Origin of the sequence: Diaphorobacter sp. HDW4A, assembly GCF_011305995.1 — a bacterium.
Taxonomy (GTDB): Bacteria; Pseudomonadota; Gammaproteobacteria; order Burkholderiales; family Burkholderiaceae_C; genus Diaphorobacter_A.
The window spans coordinates 1683111-1708145 of the sequence record NZ_CP049910.1; the positions used below are offsets into that span (position 1 = coordinate 1683111).

A 25035-nucleotide genomic window follows, 5' to 3' on the forward strand; every position below is an offset into this window, starting at 1 on the left:
TCATGACCGAGGCCTCAAGTTCCAAGGCGGCTTCACAAGAGCTCGACCAAGGGGCACCCAAGGTTTTTCGTTAGAGAAATTCACAAAGGTTCATCATCATGGAAATCTCCAAGGCCGAAATCTCGTCGGCAGCCGCAGCAGCCAGCGGCAACACCGGCACCCAGGAATTGATGGGCGCTGAAGTCCTCATCAAATCCCTTCAGGCGGAAAACGTTCAGTACATCTGGGGCTATCCCGGCGGTGCGGTTCTCTATATCTACGATGCCCTGTACAAGCAGGACACCATGCAGCACGTGCTGGTGCGCCATGAACAGGCCGCCGTTCACGCAGCCGATGGCTATGCCCGCGCGACAGGTGATGTCGGCGTGGCGCTGGTGACCTCCGGCCCGGGCCTCACGAACGCTGTGACTGGCATCGCGACCGCGTACATGGACTCGATCCCCATGGTGATCATCTCCGGTCAGGTGCCCACGCCCGCCATTGGCCTCGACGCATTCCAGGAATGCGATACGGTCGGTATCACACGCCCCATCGTCAAGCACAACTTCCTCGTGAAGGATGTGCGCGATCTGGCGATGACCATGAAGAAGGCCTTCCACATCGCGCGCACCGGTCGTCCCGGCCCCGTGGTGGTGGACATTCCAAAGGACGTCTCCTTCAAGAAGACCCCGTACAACGGCTATCCACAGAGTGTGGAAATGCGTTCGTACAACCCGGTCAAGAAGGGCCACGGAGGTCAGATCCGCAAGGCTCTTCAGCTGCTGCTGACGGCCAAGCGCCCCTATATCTACACCGGCGGCGGTGTGCTGCTGGGCAATGCCTGCAACGAACTGCGCACGCTGGTCGACATGCTGGGCTACCCGGTCACCAACACGCTGATGGGGCTGGGCGCGTATCCCGCATCCGATCCGAAGTTCCTCGGCATGCTGGGCATGCACGGCACCATCGAAGCCAACAACGCGATGCAGAACTGCGACGTGCTGCTGGCGGTGGGCGCGCGCTTTGACGACCGCGTGATCGGCAACCCCAAGCACTTTGCGCAGAACGATCGCAAGATCATTCACATCGACATCGACCCGTCGAGCATCTCCAAGCGCGTGAAGGTGGATGTGCCGATCGTGGGCGACGTGAAGGATGTGCTGACCGAGCTGATCAACATGATCCGCGAAACCACGACCCGCGCCGAAGCCGGTGCGCTCGCGCAGTGGTGGAAGCAGATCGAAGCCTGGCGCAGCCGCGACTGCCTCGCCTACGACCGCGAGAACACCAGCGTGATCAAACCGCAGTACGTGGTGGACACGCTCTGGAACATGACCAAGGATGCTGATACCTACATCACGTCCGACGTGGGTCAGCACCAGATGTGGGCCGCGCAGTACTACCGCTTCGACGAGCCACGTCGCTGGATCAACTCCGGCGGCCTCGGCACCATGGGCGTGGGCATTCCCTACGCCATGGGCATCAAGCTCGCCAAGCCCCAGTCCGAAGTGTTCTGCATCACCGGCGAAGGCTCGGTGCAGATGAACATCCAGGAACTCGCCACCTGCCTGCAGTACAACACGCCGATCAAGATCTGCGCACTGAACAACCGTTATCTTGGCATGGTGCGCCAGTGGCAGGAAATCGAGTACTCGGGCCGCTACAGCCACAGCTACATGGATTCGCTGCCCAACTTCGTGAAGCTGGCAGAGGCCTATGGTCACGTCGGCATGCTGATCGAGCGTCCTCAGGATGTGGAGCCCGCACTGCGCGAGGCCCGCAAGCTCAAGGACCGCACGGTGTTCATGGACTTCCGTACCGACCCCACGGAGAACGTGTTCCCGATGGTGCAAGCCGGCAAGGGCATCACCGAGATGCTGCTGGGCGCGGAAGATCTGTAAGACTTTTCCAAGATCATCCATTCATAATGCCGGGCTGCGGGGTAATCCCGCTCCCGGCCATCCATCGCCATTCGCGAGAATGGCTGCTTTTTGACGAATCTATTGCCTGCCGAGCTTGGTGTTTACCGACATCAGGGGAGGGTAGCGAAAAGAGGAATCGCGCATCATGAAACACATCATTGCTGTCCTGCTGGAAAACGAACCCGGAGCCCTGTCTCGCGTGGTTGGCCTGTTTTCCGCGCGTGGCTACAACATCGAATCGCTGACCGTGGCGCCCACAGAGGACGCCTCGCTGTCGCGCATGACCATCCAGACGACGGGCTCGGAAGACGTGATCGAGCAGATCACCAAGCACCTGAACCGTCTGATTGAAGTCGTGAAGGTCGTTGACCTCACCGAAGGCTCCTACACCGAGCGCGAGCTCATGATGGTGAAAGTGCGCGCGGTCGGCAAAGAGCGCGAAGAGATGAAGCGCATGGCCGACATCTTCCGCGGCCGCATCATCGACGTGACCGACAAGAGCTACACCGTCGAGCTGACGGGCGATCAAAGCAAGAACGATGCGTTCCTGCAGGCGATTGACCGCACAGCCATTCTCGAAACAGTGCGCACTGGCGCCAGCGGCATTGGCCGGGGCGAGCGGATTCTGCGCGTGTAATCGGCACGGGATTCACCCTCTCGAGCCAAACCACATGCAGAGTGTTTTTCGCTGCATTTCTTCTTCGTTTAGTTTTTAGTTTCAACCCCCAAAACCATTCCCCGGAGCCGATATGAAAGTTTTCTACGACAAAGACTGTGATCTGAGCCTCATCAAGGGCAAGACCGTTGCCATCATTGGTTACGGCAGCCAAGGTCATGCACACGCACAGAACCTGAACGACAGCGGCGTGAAGGTCGTGGTTGGTCTGCGCAAGGGCGGCGCTTCCTGGGACAAGGTTGGCAAGGCCGGCCTGAACGTCATGGAAGTCAACGACGCAGTCAAGGCTGCCGACGTGGTCATGATTTTGTTGCCCGACGAGCAAATCGCCGAGGTCTACAACAACAACGTCGCTCCGAACATCAAGCAAGGCGCTTCGCTGGCTTTCGCTCACGGCTTCAACGTGCACTACAACCAGGTCATCCCACGTGCTGATCTGGACGTGTGGATGGTGGCTCCAAAGGCTCCAGGCCACACCGTGCGCAACACCTACACCCAAGGTGGCGGCGTGCCTCACCTGGTGGCCGTGCATCAGGACAAGTCCGGCAAAGCCCGTGACCTGGCCCTGTCGTACGCAATGGCCAATGGTGGCGGCAAGGCCGGCATCATCGAGACCAACTTCAAGGAAGAAACCGAGACCGACCTGTTCGGCGAGCAAGCCGTTCTGTGCGGCGGCGCTGTCGAGTTGATCAAGATGGGTTACGAGACCTTGGTCGAAGCCGGCTACGCTCCAGAAATGGCGTACTTCGAATGCTTGCACGAGCTGAAGCTGATCGTTGACTTGATCTACGAAGGCGGCATTGCCAACATGAACTACTCGATCTCGAACAACGCCGAATACGGCGAGTACGTGACAGGTCCTGAAGTGATCAACGAAGAATCCCGCAAGGCCATGCGCAACGCTCTGAAGCGCATCCAGAACGGTGACTACGCCAAGATGTTCATCCAGGAAGGTCGCCTGAACTATCCTTCGATGACTGCACGTCGCCGCAACACGGCTGACCACAGCATCGAAATCGTCGGTGGCAAGCTGCGCGCCATGATGCCTTGGATTGCCAAGAACAAGCTGGTAGACCAAACCCGCAACTGATTCTTGCAATTGGTCTCCAATGAACGCCCATTTTGGGGCGTTTGTTTTTTGGGCTTTCGTTTGCTTGCCGCGGGGGCGAAGCCCGCGGCTTCGATGGCTGACCGCTTTGTGGCGGCCATACAGCCCCTCATGCTTTGTTGCAAAGCCTTGTCGTACGAGAGTACTGCCTGCGGTTTTGCGTCGCGCCTGAGGGGCTGTCTTGCCGTTGGGGTTTATTCGAAGGCCCTCTGTGCTGCTTTGGTCCGCTCCGGGATTCGGGGATCAGGGCTTCAAGCATCAAGCCTGTTGTGCTACATTGTTGGTCTATGAAAACGTTGGCTCTCGCCCTAGCTCTACTGCCCACCGGGCTGTGATGTTGGCGCGCGAGCGAACTGTTCATCCGATGGCCCGTATGCAAGCGCAGCGGGCCATTTGTTTTTTGCGCTTGGAATACGGTTCTTTTCAATTGACCGAGCTGCATGGGTTGCAGCGCTCTGGAGACCTCGATGACTGAAAAACTGATTATTTTTGACACTACGTTGCGTGATGGAGAGCAGTCGCCCGGCGCGTCGATGACCAAGGATGAAAAGCTGCGCATCGCCCGTCTGCTGGAGCGCCTGAAAGTCGACGTGATCGAGGCTGGTTTTGCAGCCAGCTCGAATGGCGATTTCGAGTGCATCCGCTCCATCGCCGGTGCGGTGAAGGACTCCACCATCTGCTCGCTCTCGCGTGCGAACGACCGCGACATCGCGCGTTCGGCCGAGGCGCTGGCGGGTGCGAACCGCGCGCGCATCCATGTGTTCCTGGCCACCAGCCCGCTGCACATGGAAAAGAAATTGCGCATGACGCCTGATCAGGTGTTTGAGCAGGCGGTCAGCTCGATCCGTTTTGCGCGCAATCTCTGCGGCGACATCGAATTCAGCGCGGAAGACGGCTACCGCAGCGATCCGGATTTCCTCTGCCGCGTGTTTGAGGCGGTGATCAAGGAAGGCGCAACCACCATCAACGTGCCCGACACCGTGGGCTACGCGATTCCCGAACTCTACGGCGACTTCATCAAGAATCTGCGCGAACGCATTCCGAATGCGGACAAGGCAATCTGGTCCGTGCACTGCCACAACGACCTCGGCATGGCCGTGGCGAACTCGCTGGCTGGTGTGAAGATCGGCGGCGCGCGTCAGGTAGAGTGCACGATCAACGGCTTGGGCGAGCGTGCTGGCAATTGCTCGCTCGAAGAAGTCGTGATGGCGATTAAAACTCGCAAGGACTACTTCGGTCTCGATGTGAACATCGACACGCAGCACATCGTCGCCGCGAGCCGCATGGTCAGCCAGACCACCGGCTTCGTCGTGCAGCCGAACAAGGCGGTGGTCGGCGCCAATGCGTTCGCGCATGCATCCGGCATTCACCAGGACGGCGTGCTCAAGGCGCGTGATACCTACGAAATCATGCGTGCGGAAGACGTGGGTTGGGCGGCAAACAAGATCGTTCTGGGCAAGCTCTCGGGCCGCAACGCGTTCAAGCAACGCCTGCAGGAGCTGGGTGTTCAGATGGAGAGCGAAGGCGAGATCAATGCCGCGTTCACCCGATTCAAGGAACTGGCCGACCGCAAGAGCGACATCTTCGACGAGGACATCCTCGCGCTGGTAAGTGACGAACATGCGGCGACGCAAAAGGATTCCTTCGGTTTTGTCTCGCTTTCCCAACACAGCGAAACCGGCGAACGCCCTCACGCTAAAGTGGTCTTTACCGCTGAAGGCAAGGAAGTGCAGGGCGAATCCGACGGCAATGGCCCGGTCGATGCGTCGCTCAAGGCCATCGAATCTCACGTCAACAGCGGCGCGGAAATGGTGCTCTATTCGGTGAACGCGATCAGCGGTTCTACAGAGAGCCAGGGCGAGGTCACGGTGCGTCTTCAGAGCAACGGCCGCGTAGTCAACGGCGTGGGTGCGGACCCGGATATCGTCGTCGCGTCAGCCAAAGCCTATCTGAGCGCGTTGAATAAGTTACAAAGTAAATCGGAGCGAGTAGCCGCTCAAGGTTGAGCCCGGTTTTATAATTAACTCACTTTCTTGAAGAGTCGCGTAAGGTCTTGATCTTGTGCGACTTTTTTTGATTGTGTACACTGAAACCGTTTATTGCCGCTTGGAGCATCTTGATGCAAGCCCGAAACCGCATCGCCGCCCGTTTTCTCAGCGCCTTGGCTTTTGTAGCCTTGAGCGTCTCGTTAGCCGTGCCGACTGTGCACGCTGCCGAGAAAAAGAAAGCGGTTGCCGTCAAGAAACAGTCGGCTTCTTCGGGTGCCAAACGCCCAGTTGCGAAATCCACGGAAAAACAGACGCGCAAGACGGCAGAGGCCACGCGCGGCAAGTCGGGACGCGTGACCGCATCGCTCAGCAAGTCCAACCGCCTTTCTGCGCGCGGCGCAAAGGCCCCGGTGCGAACTGTGGCCTACACGCCAGCACCTCAGTCCTTCGGTCAGATTGCGGGGCTGCATGACGTGCAAGATCCGCTGGCGCTGCAATCGAGCGTGGCGCTGGTGATCGATCAAGACACCAAGGAAGTGCTGCTGAGCAAGAACGAGGGCGCCGTGCTGCCCATCGCGTCGCTCACCAAGCTCATGACAGGCCTGCTGGTTTCGGAAGCGCGCCTGGACATGAATGAGTCCATCACCATCACTCAAGATGATGTGGATACCGAAAAATTCAGTCGCTCGCGTCTGTCGGTCGGTACGACGCTCAGCCGCGGCGAATTGCTGCATCTGGCGTTGATGTCGAGTGAGAACCGCGCGGCACACGCACTGGGACGCACTTATCCGGGTGGTTTGGCGGTCTTTGTCGAGAAGATGAATTCCAAGGCACGTCAAATCGGCATGCGCTCCACGCACTATGTGGAGCCCACAGGACTGTCCAGCAGCAACCAGGCCAGCGCACGTGATCTGGCGCAACTGGTGAGCGTGGCTCACAACGATCCGCTGCTGCGCGAACTGACCACCTCGCCAAGCTACGAAGTAGAAATCGGCAGCCGCACCTTGCAATTCAACAACACCAATCGCCTCGTCAAGAGCCCATCGTGGGACATCGGTCTGCAGAAGACGGGTTTCATCAACGAGGCGGGTCGCTGCCTCGTGATGCAGGCGCAAGTATCTGGCCGAAAGCTGATCATGGTGTTCTTGGACTCCGCAGGCAAGTTCAGCCGCTTGGCCGATGCGGAACGCGTGCGCAACTGGGTAGAGCAGCGCTCGCATACGGGAGGCCATGTCATGGCAAGCTCCAATCACGGCGATAGCTGATTCAATCTTGAGGCCCAGTAAAAAACCGCGCATTGCGCGGTTTTTTACTTTTGCACAGACAGAAATCAGTTCGTGATCGGCCCGTTGAACGCCGTGCGCTGGCCTTCGTTGAACCCAAGCGCCTGCGAGATTTCCTTGGCGGTGGTTTGCAGCTTGGGCAACCAGTTTTCGTCCAGACGATCAGCGGGGGCGGAAATGGACAGGCCGGCCACCAGTTGGCCCTGATCGTCGAACACGCCGGCTGCCATGCAGCGCACGCCGAGCTCGAGCTCTTCGTTGTCGCGGGCGATGCCGTACTGGCGGGCTTTGCCAAGCTCGCGCTCGAGGTTCGGCAGTTGCGTGATGCTGTTGCGCGTGTGCCCGGGCAGACCCGTGCGGGTGGCATAGGCGCGCACGCGTTGCGGGTCGTCGGCGGCGAGGAACAGCTTGCCGGTGGATGTGAGATGCAGTGGGGCGTGGCCGCCGATGGCGCGCACGACCTGCATGCCGGAGCGCTCGCTGTAGGCACGTTCGACATAGACGATTTCGTCGCCCTGACGCACGCTCAGGTTCACGGGTTGCTGGATCAGCTTGTGCAGCAAGCGCATCGGTGCCATGGCCGCGTCGCGCACGGACAGGCGCGCCTTCACCAGATTGCCGAGTTCGAGCAGGCGCATGCCGAGTCGATAGCTGCCGGATTCCGGTCGATCCACGAAGCGACCAATCGTCAGGTCATTGAGGATGCGGTGCGTGGTCGAGGGGTGCAGGCCCGTTTTTTCGCTGATTTCCTTGAGTGAAATGGCCTCTTCACGAGAGGCCAGGACATCAATGAGCACAAACATGCGTTCCAGTACCTGGACGCTGGGCTTGGCGGGAGAGTCTGAGTAGTTCTTTTTCATAGCAAACCATGAGTCTCACGATGCGAGGCATTTTATCTTGTGAAATTGACGCGCAAGACGACAGTTTGCGGAATAGCGTCATTTGCTATTTTTTGAGTAGCGTAACTTGTTGACTGCATTCACTAATATGAGTATTCAGTGATAACGCCAGTTGTTGCGAGCGATTGCGTGATTTGATTCATGTCATTTCAGGCTCATGCTGCATGGATTCCTCACTGTTTTCGTCCGTTCGAGTATGTGCACCGCAGCTTCGCGTGCGCAGCAGTGCAGCATTCACGATCAGGCTGCAGGCTTCGAGGCGGTTGCTCAATGCGGGATCGCTGGTCCCCAACATCTTCTGCCAGGCATTGATCTGTCGTGCGGTCTGGCTGAGGCCCTGCTGGTTGCGGTGAATGCCAGCGCATTCCTCCATCAGCTGGGCCAACACCTGTGCAATGGGGGAGTGCTGCGCAAGGTCGAGCAGTGGCGATTGCATGCTACGCATCAGCAATTTGGATTGCGCTGTGTCGTTGACGGGAGCCGACGTGGTGATCACTTGCGCTGCGCCGCGCCCCATCACCACGCATTCCAGCAGAGAGTTGCTCGCGAGTCGGTTGGCACCATGCAGTCCAGTGCAGGCCACTTCGCCCACGGCATACAAGTTGTGCAGATCTGTGCAGCCATTGATGGTGGCGCGCACACCACCGCATGCGTAGTGCGCGCAGGGTGCGACGGGAATGGGCTGCGTCGCGATGTCGATTCCATGGTCGGCGCACAACTGTGTCACGCCGGGGAAGTGTGCCGTCAGCCATTCGCGCGGCTGGTGTGTGATGTCCAGAAGTACATGAGCGAGACCGCTTTGCTGCATCTCCGCATGGATGGCGCGCGAGACGATGTCGCGCGGCGCGAGCTCTGCGCGTGCGTCATGGCGCAGCATGAAGCGCTCGCCATTCGGCAGCCGCAGCAGCGCGCCTTCGCCACGCAGCGCTTCGGTGATGAGCCCGGCAGCGCAGCCGTCGATTTGCAAGGCAGTGGGGTGAAACTGCACGAACTCCATGTCTTGCACACTGCAACCTGCGCGTGCGGCCATGGCGACGCCGTCGCCGGTGGCAGGCCACGGATTGGTGCTGCGCGAGAACAACTGGCCGAGCCCGCCGGTGGCCAGCACGGTGTGGCCCGCAAGCCATGTCGTGACCCGTCCATCAGGGAGGCGTACCCATGCGCCAAAACAGGTGCTCGCCGAATCGGTTTGCGAATGCAGCAGTTGGATCGCCGCATGCGACTCGTGGATGCGAATGTGGGTGCGCGCACGGCAGGCACGCAGCAGCGCCTCGTGAACGGCGAGGCCGGTGCGATCTTTCACATGGGCGATGCGGCGTTGGCTATGTCCGCCTTCGCGCGTGAGGTGCAGGGTGCTGCCGTCGTCCTGCAGATCGAATGCCACGCCTTGCTCGATCAGCCAGGCGATGGCTGCGGGAGCCTGCGCGAGGATGTCGCGCACGGCATCCTTGTTGTTGATGTGCGCGCCCGCAATCAGCGTGTCGTTCACATGCACTTCGATGCTGTCCGCTGGATCGAGCACCGCTGCAATGCCGCCCTGGGCCCAGGCACTGGCACATTCGTGGACATTGCCTTTGCAGAGCATGTCGATCTGCAGATGCTCTGGCAACGAAAGCGCGGTCGCCATGGCGGCGAGACCTGCGCCAATGATCAGCACGTCGGTGGAGCGCGTGTCGTTCATGGTGATGTTTCCTTTCAGGCCGGGCCGTAGTGCTTGAACAATGCGCCGTCGCTGGCGAATTCGCCGCTTGCGCGCACGCGCTGTTTGGCGTCGGCGGCGAACTTCAGCATGCGTTCGATGGGCAGGCGTGCGGCTTGTGCCAATGTGGGGTCGAGTTCAATGGAGCCGACCTCCGATGTGAGCGCCTGTTCGATGCCCCCAAGGCTGTTCATCGCCATCCACGGACACATTGCGCAGCTCTTGCAGCTTGCGCCTTGTCCGGCGGTGGGGGCAGGCATGAAGTGCTTGTGCGGGTAGCGCTTTTGCATGTCGTGCAGGATGCCCTGATCGGTCGCAACGATGAAGCGGTCGGTGTCGAGACGACCGGCGGCGGTGATGAGCTGGGTGGTCGATCCCACGACATGCGCAAGCGCCGTGACCGACGCGGGGGATTCGGGGTGCACGAGGATTGCGGCCTCGGGGTACTCCTTGGAGAGCAGGGCCAACTCGTCGGCCTTGAACTCGTCGTGTACCACGCACGAGCCTTGCCAGAGCAGCATGTCCGCGCCGGTCTGCTGCTGGATGTAGGCGCCCAGATGGCGGTCGGGTGCCCAGAGGATTTTTTCGCCGCGCGCATGCAGGTGTGCAACGATCTCCTTGCCGACGGATGAGGTGACGACCCAGTCCGCGCGTGCCTTCACCGCCGCGCTGGTGTTGGCGTAGACCACCACGGTGCGGTCGGGATGCTGGTCGCAGAAGCGGCTGAATTCGTCGGCCGGGCAGCCCAGATCGAGCGAGCAGGTGGCGTCGTCATCGGGCATGAGCACGGTCTTTTCGGGGCTCAGGATCTTGGCCGTCTCGCCCATGAAGCGCACGCCCGCGACGACCAGCGTCGAGGCCGGATGCTCGGCGCCGAAGCGCGCCATCTCCAGCGAATCGCCGACACAGCCGCCGGTCTCGCGTGCTAGCTCCTGCAGCGCACCGTCTACGTAGTAATGCGCGACGATCACCGCATCGCGTTGCTTGAGCAGCTCGCGCACGCGCTGCTCGCTGCGCGCACGCTCTGCGGGGCCGGGGTCTGCCGGAACGCGCGCCCAAGCGTCCTTCAGGCCGCAGGTCGCGCCGGAATCCGGGTGGTCATATTGCACGGTGATGGTCTGCATGTCTCGCTCCTATGTGCCTGCGGCCCCATCGCGACTGGATGGGATTCGCTGAGTTGGCTGGATTATGCTCAGTTTGAGCAATATTCGATGAAAATTTTTCCAATCCCTCTGCACCATGTGGTCAGAAGTTTTGCATCGGGGGTATACCCGACCACTCGGTTGACTGATGGGCCGCATCAAAACTTGTGATTGGCCCCGTGCGACGGGCGCGGCTAGAGTCCGAACATCCCCCATCACCATCATCAGGAGACACGACATGCAGAAGAAGAACTGGGTGGCAGCGGCGACGGCAGTGGCTAAAACAGCAGCGGTCGCAACTGGCTGGATGTGCAGCGTCGGCATCGCGCAGGCCGGAACGGTGACTGTGCTCACCTCCTTCCCCAAGGAACTGACGAGCGCCTACCAGAAGGTGTTCGAGGCATCCAATCCCGGCATCAAGGTCGAAATCCTGAACAAGAACACAACGGCCTCCGTGGCCTATGTGCGCGAGCTGCCCGAGGGCCAGCGCCCCGATGTGATGTGGGCGAGCGCACCCGATGCGTTCGAAGTGTTGGCGCGCGCCAAGCTGCTCACGCCCGCGCCCGAGACGGTGAACAAGAGCGCTCCTGCCAAGATTGGCAACTTCCCGCTCAATGACCCAGAGGGCATGTACTACGGCCAAGCGCTCGCGGGCTACGGCATCATGTGGAACACCCGCTACCTCAAGGCGCACAAGCTCGAGGCACCCAAGGAGTGGAGCGATCTGACCCGGCCCGAATACTTCGGCCATGTGGCGATCTCGTCGCCCTCGCGCTCGGGCACCACGCAACTCACGGTCGAGACGATTCTGCAGGGCGAGGGCTGGGAGAAGGGCTGGGGCCAGTTGCTTGAGATGATGGGCAACGCCGCAGCGGTGACCGACCGCAGCTTCGCGGTGCCGGACGGTGTGAATAACGGCCAGTTCGGCCTCGGTATCGTCATCGATTTCTTCGGGCTCGCGGGCAAGTATTCGGGCTTTCCGGTGGACTTCGTCTATCCGTCAATGACCGCCGTCGTGCCCGCTAACATCGCGCTGATCGCCGGCGCCAAGAATGCGGACGAGGCCAAGAAATTCATGACCTTCACCATGTCCACTGCGGGCCAGCAATTGCTGTTCGACCCCAAGATCAGTCGCCTGCCGATCCTGCCCTACAGCACGCTCAAGGCCCCTGCAGGCTATCCCGTTCCGCAGGAAGTGGCCAAGCGTGCCAAGGTGCATTTCGACACCAACCTTGCCGAGTCGCGCTATCAGGTGGTGATCAACCTCTTCGACCAGATGGTGACCTTCCGCCTGAAGGAGTTGCAGGCCGCGACCAAGGCGATTCACGAGGCCGACAAGGCGCTCAAGGCCAAGCCGAATGCACAGGGCAAGGACTTGTTGTCGCAGGCGCGCTCGCTCGCGTTCTCGCCGCTGGTGGGCGCGTCGAATGCCGACGATCCGCAGTTTCTCGAACTCTTCAAGAAGAGCCGCCGCGACGTAGCGGTGGCCAAGGAGCTGACCGGTCTGGAGCAGATGTGGGCCGACAAGGCCAAGTCCAACTACGCTAAGGCGCTGCAGTTGGCTCAGCAGGCCAAGGGCATGGCCAAGTGAGCGGGCAGGTTCTTTGATCCTCATTGTTCTTTGAGCGATGCGCCGCGGAGGCGGTGCATCGCGGGAGCTCCTTCATGAGTGCACACATTTCGGCGCAGGGCCCGGCAGGAGATGCGCCCCGCGCGTCCACGCCTGCATCCGTCGCTTTCTCTGGCATAGGCCCGTGGATTGCCTTTATCCTGATCGGCATGTTCCTGCTGGCGTTTCTGATCATCCCGGTGTGCATGGTGATCTACACCGCCTTCGTCACCGAGACCGGCAGCCTCACCTTCGGGCATTTCGCCAACTTCTTCGGCCAGACGGTGTTCACCGAATCGTTCATCAACAGCGTTCTGGTGTCGCTTGCGAGCGCGTTTTTCTCGAGCCTGATCGCGGTGCCCCTCGCTTATCTGACGGTGCGCTTCGAGTTTCGCGGCGCGCTGCTGATCCAGACGCTGGGCGTGCTGCCGCTGATCATGCCGCCGTTCGTCGGTGCGGTGGCGCTGCAGCTGATCTTCGGGCGCAGCGGCTCGGTCAACCTGCTGCTCGACGAATGGTTCGGCTTCACCGTGCCCATCATGGACGGGCTCATCGGCGTGATCTTTGTGGAGAGCATCCACTATTTTCCATTCATCCTGCTGAACCTCGTTGCCGCCATGCGCAATATCGACGGTGCCATGGAAGAGTCTGCGCTCAACCTTGGCTCGCGCGGCTTCCGGCTGTTTCGCCGCATTATTTTTCCGCTGGCCATGCCGGGCTATCTGGCGGGGGCGGCGTTGGTGTTTGTGAAGGTGTTCGATGACCTTGGCACGCCGCTCGTCATGGGCGTGACCAACATGCTCGCGCCGCAGGCCTATCTGCGCATCACGTCCGTCGGCCTCGATGATCCCCTCGGCTATGTGATCAGCGTGATCATGATCGTGTTCTCCATTGCGGCGCTGTGGGCATCCGCGCGCCTCATGAAGGGCAAGGATTACGCCACGCTGCAAAAGGGCGGCAGCGCGCTGCAGAAACGCAGGCTCAGCGTCTGGGAGGCCGTCATCGCCTATGGCTGGATCGTGCTGGTGCTGTTGGTCGTGCTCGCGCCGCACTTCGGCATTCTGCTGATGTCCTTCGCCAAGGTCTGGAGCTTCTCGGTGCTGCCCGACAGCTACACGCTCGAGCACTACGCCACGGTCTTCAACGACTCGAGCAACATGATCGGCAACACGCTGCTGTATTGCCTGCTCTCGGCCACCATCGACGTGGTGATTGGCACGGCCATCGCCTACCTCATCCTGCGCACCAAACTGCCCGCGCGGCAGTGGCTAGACTACATGGCTTCCGTCGCGCTCGCGATTCCCGGGCTGGTGCTCGCCATCGGCTATCTGCGCCTGTTTCGTGACGTGAACCTGCCGTTCACCGACACGCCAGTGATCGCGTCGTGGGTCCTTATCATGCTGGCCTACGCCGTGCGGCGTCTGCCATACGCGCTGCGCTCGTGCATGGCGGCGCTGCAGCAGGTGCACATCTCGCTTGAAGAGGCTGCACAGAGTCTCGGTGCAGGGCGCATGAGCGTGATCCGCCGCGTGATGGTTCCGCTGATGGCGGGCGGCATCATGGCCGGTTTCGTCACCAGCTTCATCACGGCGGCGGTGGAGCTGTCCGCCACCATCATGCTGGTTTCGCGCGAAAGCCAGGCGCCGATGAGTTACGGCATCTACCTCTACATGCAGAGTGTCTCCGGCCGTGGTCCGGGCGCGGCGCTCGGCGTGCTGGCGGTGATCGTCGTCGGTCTAGGCACCTATTTCTCGCACCGTTTCGTGGAGCGTTCGCGCGCCACGGTGCAGTCGATTTGAACTGAACATTTCAAGAAGGATTGCCCGTCATGCAACTCCATCCCGTGTCGCTCGAATGCCGCCACATCAGCCTCTCGTATGGCAACAACGAGGTGCTGCGCGACGTGAATCTCAAGATCGAACCCGGCGAATTCTTCGCGCTGCTCGGGCCCTCGGGTTCGGGCAAGTCCACGCTGCTGCGGCTCATCGCGGGGTTCAACCGCCATCAGCGCGGCGAGTTGTTGGTCGGCGGCCAAGACATCACGTCCGTGCCGCCGCATGCGCGCAACATCGGCATGGTCTTTCAGAACTACGCGCTGTGGCCGCATATGTCGGTGTTCGACAACGTCGCGTTCGGCCTTGTCGAGCGCCGCGAATCGCGCGATGCGATCAAGCGCAAGGTGGGCGAGGTGCTCGACCTCGTCGGCCTCTCGCAGTTCGCCCAGCGCAGGCCCGGCCAGCTCTCGGGCGGCCAGCAGCAGCGCGTGGCGCTCGCGCGCACCGTCGTGATCGAGCCCAAGCTGCTGCTGCTCGACGAGCCGCTCTCCAACCTCGACAAGAATCTGCGCGTGCAGATGCGCGAGGAACTCAAGAACCTGCAGCACAAGCTCGGCCTCACCACCATTTTCGTCACCCACGATCAGGAAGAAGCGATGACCACGGCAGACCGCATGGCCGTGCTCGACAAGGGCGTGCTGCAGCAGGTCGGCTCGGCGACCGGACTCTACGACTACCCGGTCAACCGTTTCGTAGCGGGCTTTGTCGGCACGGCCAATGTGCTCGAGGGTGAGGTCATGCAGGTGAGCGGCGAGTCGCTGTCGTTTCACGTGCCCGGCATCGGCAATCTGCGCCTTCCACGTCCGACCGAGCCGCCCACGGTGGGGCCTGCCGCCGTGTCCTTCCGTCCCCACCAGGTGCAGATCGCCGTGCGCGACGACGCGGGTGACGCGTCGCGCATCTGGATGGACGGGCGCGTGGAGAGCGCCGAATTCCTCGGTGAATTCTCGCGCTATCGCGTGCGCGTGGGCGAGGTTGCCGTGGTGGCCGATCAGCCGCATTACTCGGGCATCGGCATGCTGCCCACCGGAACGGTGGTGCGCCTTGGCATCGAGCCCAGCCAGATGCGCTATCTGGATGCCTGAAATTTTTCTGCGCTCTACGGGAATTCCAGTAATCACTGGTTGCGCCCCGCTGCGTTAGGCTCGATGGTATGGAGATGTACCAGCTGCGCGCCTACGTGACCGCCGCCACGCTCGGCAGCGTGACGCGCACGGCCGAGACGCTGCATGTGACGCAGCCAGCCGTCACCGCGCAGATCAAGGCGCTTGAAGAGGAGTTGGGTGTCGCCTTGTTCGACCGCAGGCCGGGCCGCATCAGCCTCACGCGCGCGGGCGAATCGCTGCTCGCCGATGCGCAGAAAGTGCTCGACGCCGCAGGCCATCTGCAGGGTCGCGCCAAGGAACTGCAGGGCGAGATCACCGGTCAGCTGATGATAGGTACCAGCACAGACCCCGATTCGCTGCGTCTCGGATCGCTGCTACGCGCGCTGGTCACCGCCTTGCCGCTTCTCGAAATCAAGACCCGCTATGGCCTCGCGCAGGAACTCTGCGAACAGGTGATGTCGGGCGGCATGCAGGGCGCCTTCTACATCGCCGCCAACATGCCGCGCGAACTCGAGGCGCTGGTCCTGCAGACACGCCACTACCGCATCGTCGCCCCTGCAGCCCTGCGCGCCGAAGTGCTCGGGGCGGGCTGGCGCGACATTGCCCAGCTTCCGTGGATCGCCACCCCGGTGCAGCACCATACCCAACAACTCCTGCTGTCCCTGTTTGCACGGCAGGGCTTGGCCCCGCACCAGATTCTCGAGGCCGACACCATGGCTGCTGGCGAAAGCCTCGTTCGTGCAGGTCTCGGGCTGACTTTGCTAAGAGAAGACAAGGCCATCGACCTGGCCGAGAAGAACGAACTCGTCATCTGGCCCCACGCACGCGTGCCCGCGCAACTGGGGTTCATTTATGCCCGGTCTGCGGAACATGACCCCGCATTGGTGGCGACGCTGTCACAGCTTCGACGGGTGTGGGGACTGATGGACAACTGAGCTTCGCCGGTTTTCCCGCGCAGGCCTCATCGAGACAAACACCGTGGGGGTGCTCAGCAGCCCAAACCATGGCAGAGCTGTTGTGCAGCCATGGCACCAAGAGCATTCGTGTCAGGCCCTTGTTCACCAATCGCCTGACGCGTGCTAACGCGCATTCAAGCAGGCTTGTCGTTCAGCGAGGCGCCAGCAGCAAGCCGCATTTCTGCCAGATACGCTTCCTGGTTTTTGCGCATCCGCTCCAGTGGGCCGGCAATCGACAGCGCAACGGTCACATTGCCGATCTGCAGCGGAATGCCAAAGGCGAGCACGCCTTCATTGCCTTCTTCCTGAACGCTGTACCAACCGCGCTCGCGCTGTCCCTTGACGTTGTCTTCCAGCTCCATGGGATCCACGATGGTTTCGCTGGTCACCTTGCGCATCGGTTTGAGGCGCAACTGTCGGCGCATTTCTTCGTCATCGAGACTGCCGAGCACGGCCTTGCCCAATGCCGATGCATGCAAGGCGATGCGCTCTCCGGGGCGCAGCACGTAGCGCAGATGGTGTCGACCTTCTGCCGTTGCCAGCACCTTGGCTGCGCCATCTTCCAGCATGGCGCAGAAGGCGGACTCGCCGGTCTTGTCGCTGAGCAGTTCCACCATCTCGAGAGTGGCCATGTACAGCGGGTCGTTGCGCGAGATGTCCAGCGCAATGGAGTAGAGCTTGCTGGTCGGATAAAAGCGCCGCGTCTTGGCGGTTCGCATCACGTAGCCGGCCTTCAGCATGGTGTGCAGCAGGTCTGAACAACTGCTGTCCGCCAGGTCCAGGAATCGGGCCACGTCGGATACGGACAACTCGCGCTTTTCACGAGCGAAGACTTCAAGAACGGCCAAGGTCCGGGCACATGCGGGTACGTCTGCGGGCACTCCGATTCCTTACTGAATAGATAACGATAGGTCGTATTTTATTTCGAAATCATGTTCTAAATGATTGACTCCCTCCCGTGGGGTCGAACTGATGAATCCGTTTGAAATCGGAAAATACCAGAATTTAAGGGATTTCCATGAGAAATGGTGGTATCCGCTCAATCTCGGTTGACATCGAAATGGTTGAACTTTAAATTACGACCAATCGTTAAATTAAACGAAATATCGTTGAATAAAAATGAAGGAGCAACATGGAACTCAACCTCAAAGGGCGCGTGGCGCTGGTGACCGGATCTGGCAGCGGCATCGGCCGGGATACGGTGTTCAAACTGGCGGAAGAAGGGTGCAGGATCGTCGTCTCGGACATCAATGTCGGCAGTGCGAATGAGACGGCCGAAGCACTGCGCGAGGCGGGGCACGAGGCGATTGCCGTGGCTTGCGATGTGACGCGTGAGGACGAGGTCGAACACCTCGTGGCGCAGGCGCGTTCCTTGGGCGGCGTGGACATCCTCGTGAACAACGCGGGCATCGTGAAGGACGGCTACCTCACGAAGATGACCGAGCAGGCATGGGACAGTGTGGTGGACATCATCCTCAAGGGCGCATTTCTCTGCTCGCGTGCCGTGCTGCCGGAGATGATGGAGAAGAAGTGGGGCCGGGTGATCAACATCTCGTCGCGCTCCCTCTTTGGCAACCCCGGGCAGACCAACTACTCCGCAGGCAAGGCGGGGCTGGTGGGCTTTACCCGCGCGCTGGCTCAGGAGCAAGGCCGGTTCGGCGTGACGGTGAATGCTGTGGCACCGGGTTTCATCATGACCCCCGGCATGCGCAATCTGCCGCACTTTCCCAAGCTGCAGGAAGCGGCCACCGCCAAGGTGCCAGTGGGCTTTCTGGGCGAACCGCGCGACATCTCCAATGCAGTCGCGTTTCTGGCTTCGGACGTGGCCCGCTACATCAGCGGCACCACGCTGTTCGTCACCGGTGGCCGCTATTCGGGCTGACCGATTTTTCCTTCCCCTGTTTTCAAGCGAACTGAATCACCATGAATTTTGATCTCACCTCCGAGCAGGTCGAACTGCGAGACCAGATACGCCGCTTCATGCAGCGCGAAGTCACGCCGCTCATCGAGAAAAGCGAAGCCGAACGCAAATTCCCGTTCGAGCTGTTTCCCAAACTCGCCGAGTTCGGCTACATCGGCGGCGTGCTGCCTGAGTCCGAGGGGGGCCTTGGCATCGACTATGTGACCTGGTCGATGATGTTCGAGCAGCTTGGCTACCATTGGTTGTCCTTGCGCACCATGATGAATTGCACCAACGTACCGCTGTTGATGCTGGCAAGCCGGGGAACGCCCGAGCAGAAGGAGAAGTACCTCAAGCCGCTCATCGAAGGCAAGCGCTCCATCTTCACCGCGATCACCGAACCGAACGTGGGATCCAATCCGGCCGCCGTTCAGACGCGCGCGGACCTCAAGGGCGATCACTACGTCATCAGCGGACGCAAGCTGTGGATCAGCAACGGTCTGTGGGGCGACATCGGCATCGTGGTTGCTCGCACCTACAGTCCGGACAGCGATGGCAAGCTCTCGCTTTTCATCGTGGATGCCAAGGAGTCGCCATTCGAGCGTCGCGCCGTCGAGACCATGGTGCTGCGCTGCACGGGTACGGCAGAACTGGGCTTTTACGACGTGAAGGTGCCGCGCGAGAATCTGCTGGGCGAAGAGGGCGAGGCCATGCGGGTCACGTTGGCGGGCCTGGATGCTGGGCGTCTGCACATTGCGCACGGTGCCGTGGGCGCGGCGCAGGCCGCGCTCGATCTGGCCACCGACTATGCGAAGAATCGCGTGCAGTTCGGCAAGCCCATCGGCAGCTTCCAGTTGGTGCAAAAGCACATTGTCGACATGACGATGCGGGTGAACGCGGCACGGGCCCTGTCCTATCAGGCCTCGTGCGCCATGCAGCAGGGCCGCGCGACGATGGAATGCGCCATCGCCAAGCTCTACGCGACCGAGGCCGCGCACGAGGTGGCCAACATGGCGCTGCAGGTGCATGGTGGCCAGGGTTATGCCGTGGGCTACCCCATCGAGCGCATCTTCCGTGACACCCGTGGCGGCACGATCCCCGAGGGCACGACGGAGATCCAGACGTTGATCATCGGACGCAGCCTGCTTGGCATGTCCGCTATCGCGTGAGGAGTCCCATGTCGCAATCGACCTTGATCGAAATGCCGGTAGCCGATCTGAATACGTTGACTCCAGGCGGCTACTTCTGGGAAGACCTTCCAGTCGGGTTCAAGTACCAGACCGCTTCGCGAACCATCACCGAGACCGACGTGGTCGCCTTTGCCACGTTGACTGGCGATCTGAATCGTGCCCATGTGGATGAGGAAGCCGCACGCAACGGCCCATTCGGACGACGCATCGCACACGGGCAACTGGTGGTGTCGTACATGGCGGGGCTCAATACGCGAACCGTCGTCAATCAGCTTCTCGAGCCCTCCATGCTCGCGCTGCTGGGCACAGAGTGCCGCTTTCTCAGGCCGACCTTCATCGGCGACACCATCACGGTGAATATCGAAGTTGTCGAGGCTCGTCCCTCGTCCAAGCCTGATCGAGGGATCGTCAAGTTCCGGCGCAATGCGGTGTCGCAACGTGGCGAGGTGCTCGTCGAATGCATGGTGAGCATGATGTTCAAGCGCAAGGAGGTGAAATGAATCTGGCCGATCAACCGAGTCTGTTTTCGGACCTGCATCTGTTGTTCAACCCGCGCTCCATTGCGTTGGTGGGCGCTTCCAGCCGCAGCGACAGCGTGGGCGGGCGCACGCTCGACAACCTGCTCGAGGTGTCCGAGCTGAAGGGGCCGCTCTATCTGGTCAATCCGACGAAGTCCGAAATCCGTGGCGTTCCCTGCTACCCGTCGGTCAAGGATCTGCCCGAGGCGCCGGATGTCGCCATCGTCACCGTGCCCGCCCAGTCCGTCGTTCAGGCGCTGGAAGAGTGCGCCGAGAAGGGCACCCGCTTTGCCATCGTGCTGACCTCCGGGTTCGGTGAAACCGGCGAAGAGGGCAAGCGTGTCGAGCAACTCATGCGCGGCATCGCCGAGCGCAGCGGGATGCGCATCTACGGACCGAACTGCCCCGGACTCAACAACATCAACGCGAAGCTGGGCATGTCGTTTTCACCGGCGTTTCGTCTCGACCTGACACCTGGCCCCATCGGCCTTGCGACGCAGGGCGGTGGATTGGGCCGCACGGTGATGCAGTCGATGGAACGCGGCATCGGCGTGGCCGCGTGGGCGTCGTCGGGCAATCAGGCGGATCTGGAGGTCAGCGACTTCATTCATTACATGGCCGATGCACCGGATGTGAAGGTGATCGTCACTGTCATCGAGGGTTTCAAGAGCGGCGAGAAATTCGTCGCTGCGGTCCAGCATGCGGCAGCCAAAGGCAAGCCTGTGGTGGCGCTCAAAGTGGGCAAGTCGGAATACGGCATTCGCGCCGCGCAGTCGCACACAGCCTCCATCACAGGGTCCGCCCAGATCAACAGCGTGGTGCTCAAGCAGCTCGGCGTGATCGAAGTGGATGACATGGACGAGCTGGTCGACACGGCGTGGCTGCTCGCTCGGCAGTTGCCCACGGGCAAGGAAAAGCTGGTCATCTATGGACCGTCGGGCGGTGCCGTCACGCTGGCTGCGGACAAGGTCGGCAGTGCCGGGTTGAAGCTCGCCGAATTCGAACAGGCCACCACCGAGAAGCTGAAGGCCGTGCTGCCGGATTACGCCGCCATCGGCAATCCGGTGGACGTGGGAACGGAAATCTTCACCAACTCGCGGCTCGTGGACGACACGCTTCAGGCCATCGTCGAAGACCCCGAGGTGGCGCTCGTGCTCTACACCTTTCCGCTCGACTACGGCAAGGTCATGCGCGAGAACGCGGAGAGCGCGATACGCGTGCAGGCTCACACGAACGTGCCGATTCTTCCCGCATGGATGAGTGATCGTCTCGGCGACGGTTATCACGCGCTGGTGAAGGCGGGGCTGGTTCCTTCTCGTTCGTTGAACAACGCGGTGCGTGCCATAGGGCACTGGATAGCGTGGGGTCGCTGGCTCAGGAATCGCGATCCGGGCTTCACACCCTTGCCGGTGGGTGAGCCGTCGGCATCGGCACAAGACGTGCCCACCAGAACACTGACCGAAGCGCAAGGCAAGCAGCTCTTGTCCGATGCGGGAATCGCGTTCCTGCAGCGCGGCGTCGCGGCGGATGTGAATGCCGCAGTGCACATGGCAGATGCCATGGGCTACCCCGTCGTTGCCAAGATCGTGAGCCCGCAGATCGCGCACAAATCCGAGGTGGGCGGGGTCGCCATTGGCCTGAAGGACGCGCAGGCGGTGCGCTCGGCCTGCGAAGCCATCCTGATTTCCGTGAAGGCCAAGGCGCCACACGCGACCATCGACGGTCTGTTGATAGAACGCATGGCACCCGGTGGTGGCATGGAGGTCTTCATCGGCGTGCAGCGCGACGCGGTCTTCGGTCCCATTATGAGCTTCGGCCTCGGCGGTATCTATGTGGAGGTCTTCAAGGACATCAGCCGCCGCATGCTGCCGCTCACCCCCGCCAGTTGTGCGGACATGGTGCGCGAGGTGCAGTGCTTCCCATTGCTTGATGGAGCGCGCGGCAAACCGAAGTGCGATCTCGCCGCGCTGGAGGCGCTGCTGCTCAAAGTGTCGGACTTTGTGGTGAATCATCCGCAGGTGCAGGAAATCGACCTGAACCCCGTGTGGGTGGGACCGGAGGGCAGCGGTGCCATCCCGCTTGATGCGGTGGTGATCGTGGAAGCGTCTCTCAATAGTTCATCGGAGCAATAAAGCATGGCAGTCAAAACAGAAATCGGCTACACGACGCCCGACGTCATCACGGTGCGTGGCAAGAACCTTTCCACTGAAATTTTCGGCAAATTCGACTTTGTCGACATGATCTACTGGCTGAACTTCTCGCGCATGCCTGAGCCGCGCGAGAAGGCCATGGCCAACCTGATTCTGGTCGCTGCGGCAGACCACGGACTCACCCCCAGCGCGCTGTCTGCGCGGTTGACCTTTCTCGGCGCGCCCGAGTCGGTGCAGGGCGCCATCGCCTCCGGTTTGTTGGGAGCCGGTAGCCGCTTTCTTGGAACCGTGCAGAACGTGGCCGAGATGCTCAAGAAGGGCGCGGAGGACCTCGAGACCTCTGCAGACGATGCCACCGTGGCGGCCTGCGCGCTCAGATTGGTGCGCACCCATCGTGAAACCCGCACTCCGATCTCCGGCCTCGGTCACAACATCCATGTGCATGGCGATCCCCGCGTTCCGGTACTGCGTGACCTTTCCGAGCAGCATGGCTTCTACGGAAAGCACTGGCGCCTCGCGCTGGCGATTCCCGGGGCTCTGGAGCAGGAAGTGGGCAAGCGTCTTCCACTCAATGGTGCGGGCGCGCTCGGAGCGATCATCGCCGACATGGGCCTCGATGGAATCTTTGGGCGCGGCCTGATGCTGGTGGGGCGTGCAGCGGGTTTGGTCGCGCATGTACGCGAAGAGGCGGAGCACCCGACCGGACAGGAGCTTTGGGATCTGGTGCTCGATCAGGATCCGCGCAACGTCAAAGCCAACCGGACGAAGTGAAGGCCATGGCACCACTCAAAGGCATACGCATTCTGGATTTCACCGAACTGCTGCCGGGTCCCTTCCTGTCGCAAAATCTGGTGGAGTTGGGCGCGAGCGTGACCAAGGTCGAGCGGCCGCCGCATGGGGACAACGCCCGATTGATGGCGCCGGGCGTGTTCAATGCCGTCAATCGCGGCAAGGACTGCATTCGGATCGATTTGAAGTCGGAAGCTGGGCGTGCGCGGGTCGAGCTGATGCTTGGCGATGCGGACGTTTTGCTGGAGGCCTACCGCCCCAGCGTCATGAAACGGCTGGGGCTCGACTACGAGACGCTGAGCGCGCGCTTCCCGCGCTTGATCTATGCATCGCTCAGCGGCTATGGGCAGTCTGGCGTGCGGGCGCTGTGGCCTGGGCACGATCTCAACTATCAGGCCACCAGTGGCGCGCTGGCGCTATCCGGTCTTCCTGATGGCAGGCCGGAGCATGTGTTCGGTCTGCCGGTGGCCGATCTCTGTGGTTCGATGTACGGATTGAGTGCGGTGTTGGCCGCGCTCATCCAGCGTGGGCAAACCGGGCGCGGCCAGCATCTTGACATTGCGCTCGCGGACTGCCTCGCGCATTGGATGAATCCGCGTCTTGGCAGTTTTCAGGCGCAGGGGCTGAACACGCTTGCCGAGCAGCGCTGTGATGTGCTCGACAAGCCCGCCTACGGCGTCTTTCGATGCAGGGATGCGCAGGACATCACCATCTGCGCGCTGGAAGACCACTTCTGGCAGCGGCTGGTCGAGGTGCTTTCGCTCGATGCCTTTGCCGGGGCTGAATGGCTGGACTACGAGCATCGCGCCGCGAACGCGACAGCCATCCGCAAGCTTATGGCCGAGCGGGTGCTGCTGCGCGAAAGTGCCGAGCTGCACGATACGCTTGTCGCGGCAGACGTCCCGGTGATGCGACTGGTGACGCCTTCAGACCTGCTGCAGGCCAGCGCGAGGGCCGGGCGTTCTTTGCAGGCGCATGACGGCAGTGCCTTTGTCCGTTTTCCTGTCCAGCTCGACGGCATGGGCGCGGACATGGCTTCCAGTGGGGCGGGCAAGCCATGAACACGACGCAATCCGCAATGTCTGCGAGTGCCTGCGGCATGTACCGCAATACCGTGCTGGAGCGGGTGGTGCACGGCCAGCCGTTCGAGCAGGCTGCGGTGACTGACGTGATCGCACGTGGCGTGAAGCGCGTCCTCGTGATCGCTTCGCCGCGTGCAAGTGATACGGCCACGCTGGCCAGTCTGGAGTCTGCGCTGGGCGGGCACCACGCCGCAAGCTTCTGCGGAGCCTTGCCGCATGCGCCCACCCAGTGTGTGATGGAGGGCGCTGCGCTGGCGCGGAGGTTGCGAGCGGATCATCTGATCGCCATCGGAGGCGGGTCGGTCATCGACACAGCCAAGGCGGTGGCATACGCATTGAGCGCGGGCGACACGAACCATTCATCGGTGCTGCTCGATGCTCCCGACGCGGGCAGCGTCGACCCTGGATCGCGTCAATGGAATGCGAGCGAATGGCTGGGCGTCACTGCCATCCCGCAGACGCTTTCGGCGGCGGAGTACACATGGTTTGCGGGAGTCTCCGACCCGGAGCGCAAGATCAAAAAGATCGTGGCTCACCCGGCCATGGCGCCGCGCACGGTGATTCTCGATCCGAGGCTGACGCTCGAGTTCGCTTTGCCCACATTCCTTGCAAGCGGCATCAAGGCCGTCGATCACGCTGTCGAGCGATTGACCGCATTGCACAGCCATCCCATATCGGATGCGCTGAGCATCCACGCCCTCGGGATGCTGCTCGCGTCATTGCCGGCGGTGCACTCCGCGCCCGGTGATCTGGAGGCAAGGCTGCAATGCCAACTGGCGTCATGGCTGTCGATTGCGGGTGGATCAGCCGGTGTGCGCACCGGCGCAAGCCATGCACTCGGGCATGTACTTGGCGCGCATGCGGGGGTGGATCACGGACTCACGTCGTGCGCACTGCTTCCCTCGGTTCTGCGTTGGAATCTGACGCACAACCGGGCGCAGCAGGCACGCGTGCTGTCCGGACTGGGGCAGGGCGGTGATGTGCTTGCACCCCTCATCAGCCAGTGCATTGCGCGGCTGGGACTGCCAACGAGACTGCGCGATATCGGTGTTCCCAGCAGCGATCTGGCCGAGGTCGCTGAGAAGAGCCTGCACGATCCCGGAATGCGGCACAACCCCCGCCCGGTTCGCAGCGCCGCTGATGCGCTGGAAATTCTGGAGATGGCCTGGTAGCGATCAGACTGCCATAAAGAAGAGGCAGTCGG

Annotated in this window: 20 protein-coding genes; 16 read left to right on the top strand and 4 right to left on the bottom strand. The window is 61.5% G+C overall.

All coding sequences use genetic code 11. The features are described 5' to 3' along the window. The first annotated feature begins 98 nt into the window (after positions 1-98). The 5 genes from G7047_RS07555 to G7047_RS07575 all read left to right on the top strand — a co-directional run bounded on the left by G7047_RS07555 (position 99) and on the right by G7047_RS07575 (position 6938). On the top strand, positions 99-1880 hold the full coding sequence (locus G7047_RS07555) for an acetolactate synthase 3 catalytic subunit (protein ID WP_166303011.1): 1782 nt from the start codon (positions 99-101) through the stop codon (positions 1878-1880). 166 nt (positions 1881-2046) lie between these two features. Further along, on the top strand, positions 2047-2538 hold the full coding sequence (gene ilvN, locus G7047_RS07560) for an acetolactate synthase small subunit (RefSeq protein WP_166066264.1): 492 nt from the start codon (positions 2047-2049) through the stop codon (positions 2536-2538). Between the two features lie 112 nt (positions 2539-2650). Further along, positions 2651-3667, top strand: a complete 1017-nt coding sequence (gene ilvC / locus G7047_RS07565; RefSeq protein WP_166303014.1) for a ketol-acid reductoisomerase — start codon at positions 2651-2653, stop codon at positions 3665-3667. Between the two features lie 485 nt (positions 3668-4152). Beyond that, positions 4153-5691: a 2-isopropylmalate synthase gene (locus G7047_RS07570; protein ID WP_166303017.1), complete on the top strand. Its 1539-nt coding sequence runs from the start codon at positions 4153-4155 to the stop codon at positions 5689-5691. A gap of 113 nt (positions 5692-5804) precedes the next feature. Next, entirely contained in the window at positions 5805-6938 is a 1134-nt protein-coding gene (locus G7047_RS07575; protein ID WP_166303020.1) for a D-alanyl-D-alanine carboxypeptidase family protein, read from the top strand. Between the two features lie 65 nt (positions 6939-7003). Here G7047_RS07575 and G7047_RS07580 read toward each other — a convergent pair whose 3' ends face one another. The 3 genes from G7047_RS07580 to nadA form a co-directional block, all read right to left on the bottom strand. Then, positions 7004-7816, bottom strand: a complete 813-nt coding sequence (locus tag G7047_RS07580) for an IclR family transcriptional regulator (RefSeq protein ID WP_166303024.1) — start codon at positions 7814-7816, stop codon at positions 7004-7006. A gap of 178 nt (positions 7817-7994) precedes the next feature. Next, positions 7995-9536 (bottom strand): L-aspartate oxidase, encoded by a 1542-nt coding sequence (gene nadB / locus G7047_RS07585; RefSeq protein WP_166303027.1) that lies wholly within the window; start codon positions 9534-9536, stop codon positions 7995-7997. A 14-nt stretch (positions 9537-9550) separates the two neighbouring features. Beyond that, positions 9551-10678 (bottom strand): quinolinate synthase NadA, encoded by a 1128-nt coding sequence (gene nadA / locus G7047_RS07590; protein ID WP_166303030.1) that lies wholly within the window; start codon positions 10676-10678, stop codon positions 9551-9553. 325 nt (positions 10679-11003) lie between these two features. Here nadA and G7047_RS07595 point away from each other — a divergent pair, with 325 nt between their 5' ends. The 4 genes from G7047_RS07595 to G7047_RS07610 all read left to right on the top strand — a co-directional run bounded on the left by G7047_RS07595 (position 11004) and on the right by G7047_RS07610 (position 16181). Beyond that, positions 11004-12287, top strand: coding sequence for an ABC transporter substrate-binding protein (locus G7047_RS07595; protein ID WP_371813885.1), 1284 nt, complete (start codon positions 11004-11006; stop codon positions 12285-12287). Positions 12288-12475: 188 nt separating this feature from the next. After that, positions 12476-14104 (top strand): iron ABC transporter permease, encoded by a 1629-nt coding sequence (locus tag G7047_RS07600; RefSeq protein WP_240939533.1) that lies wholly within the window; start codon positions 12476-12478, stop codon positions 14102-14104. A 29-nt stretch (positions 14105-14133) separates the two neighbouring features. Continuing rightward, positions 14134-15225 carry an ABC transporter ATP-binding protein gene (locus G7047_RS07605; protein ID WP_166303039.1) on the top strand — a complete coding sequence of 364 codons (1092 nt, stop codon included), beginning with the start codon at positions 14134-14136 and terminating at the stop codon, positions 15223-15225. A gap of 68 nt (positions 15226-15293) precedes the next feature. Further along, on the top strand, positions 15294-16181 hold the full coding sequence (locus G7047_RS07610; RefSeq protein ID WP_166303042.1) for a LysR family transcriptional regulator: 888 nt from the start codon (positions 15294-15296) through the stop codon (positions 16179-16181). A gap of 155 nt (positions 16182-16336) precedes the next feature. Here the strand turns inward: G7047_RS07610 and G7047_RS07615 are convergent, their stop codons facing one another. Further along, positions 16337-17083 carry an IclR family transcriptional regulator gene (locus G7047_RS07615; RefSeq protein WP_166303045.1) on the bottom strand — a complete coding sequence of 249 codons (747 nt, stop codon included), beginning with the start codon at positions 17081-17083 and terminating at the stop codon, positions 16337-16339. Positions 17084-17334: 251 nt separating this feature from the next. Here G7047_RS07615 and G7047_RS07620 point away from each other — a divergent pair, with 251 nt between their 5' ends. The 7 genes from G7047_RS07620 to G7047_RS07650 are packed head-to-tail and all read left to right on the top strand — an operon-like array spanning position 17335 to position 25003. Beyond that, complete coding sequence (locus G7047_RS07620; RefSeq protein ID WP_166303048.1) at positions 17335-18084, top strand: SDR family NAD(P)-dependent oxidoreductase; 750 nt, start codon at positions 17335-17337, stop codon at positions 18082-18084. 41 nt (positions 18085-18125) lie between these two features. Then, entirely contained in the window at positions 18126-19271 is a 1146-nt protein-coding gene (locus tag G7047_RS07625) for an acyl-CoA dehydrogenase family protein (protein WP_166303051.1), read from the top strand. 8 nt (positions 19272-19279) lie between these two features. Then, positions 19280-19792, top strand: a complete 513-nt coding sequence (locus G7047_RS07630) for a MaoC/PaaZ C-terminal domain-containing protein (protein WP_166303054.1) — start codon at positions 19280-19282, stop codon at positions 19790-19792. Beyond that, a complete protein-coding gene (locus G7047_RS07635; protein ID WP_166303057.1) occupies positions 19789-21942 on the top strand; it encodes an acetate--CoA ligase family protein in 2154 nt (717 codons plus the stop codon). The genes G7047_RS07630 and G7047_RS07635 overlap by 4 nt, the downstream gene beginning before the upstream one ends. 3 nt (positions 21943-21945) lie before the next feature. Continuing rightward, positions 21946-22731 carry a citryl-CoA lyase gene (locus G7047_RS07640; protein WP_166303060.1) on the top strand — a complete coding sequence of 262 codons (786 nt, stop codon included), beginning with the start codon at positions 21946-21948 and terminating at the stop codon, positions 22729-22731. Between the two features lie 5 nt (positions 22732-22736). Beyond that, positions 22737-23810: a CaiB/BaiF CoA-transferase family protein gene (locus G7047_RS07645; RefSeq protein ID WP_166303063.1), complete on the top strand. Its 1074-nt coding sequence runs from the start codon at positions 22737-22739 to the stop codon at positions 23808-23810. Beyond that, entirely contained in the window at positions 23807-25003 is a 1197-nt protein-coding gene (locus G7047_RS07650) for an iron-containing alcohol dehydrogenase (RefSeq protein ID WP_166303066.1), read from the top strand. The genes G7047_RS07645 and G7047_RS07650 overlap by 4 nt, the downstream gene beginning before the upstream one ends. The last annotated feature ends 32 nt before the right edge of the window (positions 25004-25035 follow it).

Excerpts from the sequence above, each read along its gene's own strand:
- G7047_RS07625 (WP_166303051.1), top strand. The coding sequence starts at position 18,126 with ATGAATTTTGATCTCACCTCCGAGCAGGTCGAACTGCGAGACCAGATA.
- G7047_RS07580 (WP_166303024.1), bottom strand. The coding sequence starts at position 7,816 with ATGAAAAAGAACTACTCAGACTCTCCCGCCAAGCCCAGCGTCCAGGTA.
- G7047_RS07610 (WP_166303042.1), top strand. The coding sequence starts at position 15,294 with ATGGAGATGTACCAGCTGCGCGCCTACGTGACCGCCGCCACGCTCGGC.
- G7047_RS07635 (WP_166303057.1), top strand. The coding sequence starts at position 19,789 with ATGAATCTGGCCGATCAACCGAGTCTGTTTTCGGACCTGCATCTGTTG.
- ilvN (WP_166066264.1), top strand. The coding sequence starts at position 2,047 with ATGAAACACATCATTGCTGTCCTGCTGGAAAACGAACCCGGAGCCCTG.
- G7047_RS07575 (WP_166303020.1), top strand. The coding sequence starts at position 5,805 with ATGCAAGCCCGAAACCGCATCGCCGCCCGTTTTCTCAGCGCCTTGGCT.
- G7047_RS07605 (WP_166303039.1), top strand. The coding sequence starts at position 14,134 with ATGCAACTCCATCCCGTGTCGCTCGAATGCCGCCACATCAGCCTCTCG.
- G7047_RS07630 (WP_166303054.1), top strand. The coding sequence starts at position 19,280 with ATGTCGCAATCGACCTTGATCGAAATGCCGGTAGCCGATCTGAATACG.
- G7047_RS07570 (WP_166303017.1), top strand. The coding sequence starts at position 4,153 with ATGACTGAAAAACTGATTATTTTTGACACTACGTTGCGTGATGGAGAG.
- G7047_RS07555 (WP_166303011.1), top strand. The coding sequence starts at position 99 with ATGGAAATCTCCAAGGCCGAAATCTCGTCGGCAGCCGCAGCAGCCAGC.
- ilvC (WP_166303014.1), top strand. The coding sequence starts at position 2,651 with ATGAAAGTTTTCTACGACAAAGACTGTGATCTGAGCCTCATCAAGGGC.
- G7047_RS07595 (WP_371813885.1), top strand. The coding sequence starts at position 11,004 with ATGTGCAGCGTCGGCATCGCGCAGGCCGGAACGGTGACTGTGCTCACC.
- G7047_RS07620 (WP_166303048.1), top strand. The coding sequence starts at position 17,335 with ATGGAACTCAACCTCAAAGGGCGCGTGGCGCTGGTGACCGGATCTGGC.
- nadB (WP_166303027.1), bottom strand. The coding sequence starts at position 9,536 with ATGAACGACACGCGCTCCACCGACGTGCTGATCATTGGCGCAGGTCTC.
- G7047_RS07645 (WP_166303063.1), top strand. The coding sequence starts at position 22,737 with ATGGCACCACTCAAAGGCATACGCATTCTGGATTTCACCGAACTGCTG.
- G7047_RS07650 (WP_166303066.1), top strand. The coding sequence starts at position 23,807 with ATGAACACGACGCAATCCGCAATGTCTGCGAGTGCCTGCGGCATGTAC.
- nadA (WP_166303030.1), bottom strand. The coding sequence starts at position 10,678 with ATGCAGACCATCACCGTGCAATATGACCACCCGGATTCCGGCGCGACC.
- G7047_RS07600 (WP_240939533.1), top strand. The coding sequence starts at position 12,476 with ATGTTCCTGCTGGCGTTTCTGATCATCCCGGTGTGCATGGTGATCTAC.
- G7047_RS07640 (WP_166303060.1), top strand. The coding sequence starts at position 21,946 with ATGGCAGTCAAAACAGAAATCGGCTACACGACGCCCGACGTCATCACG.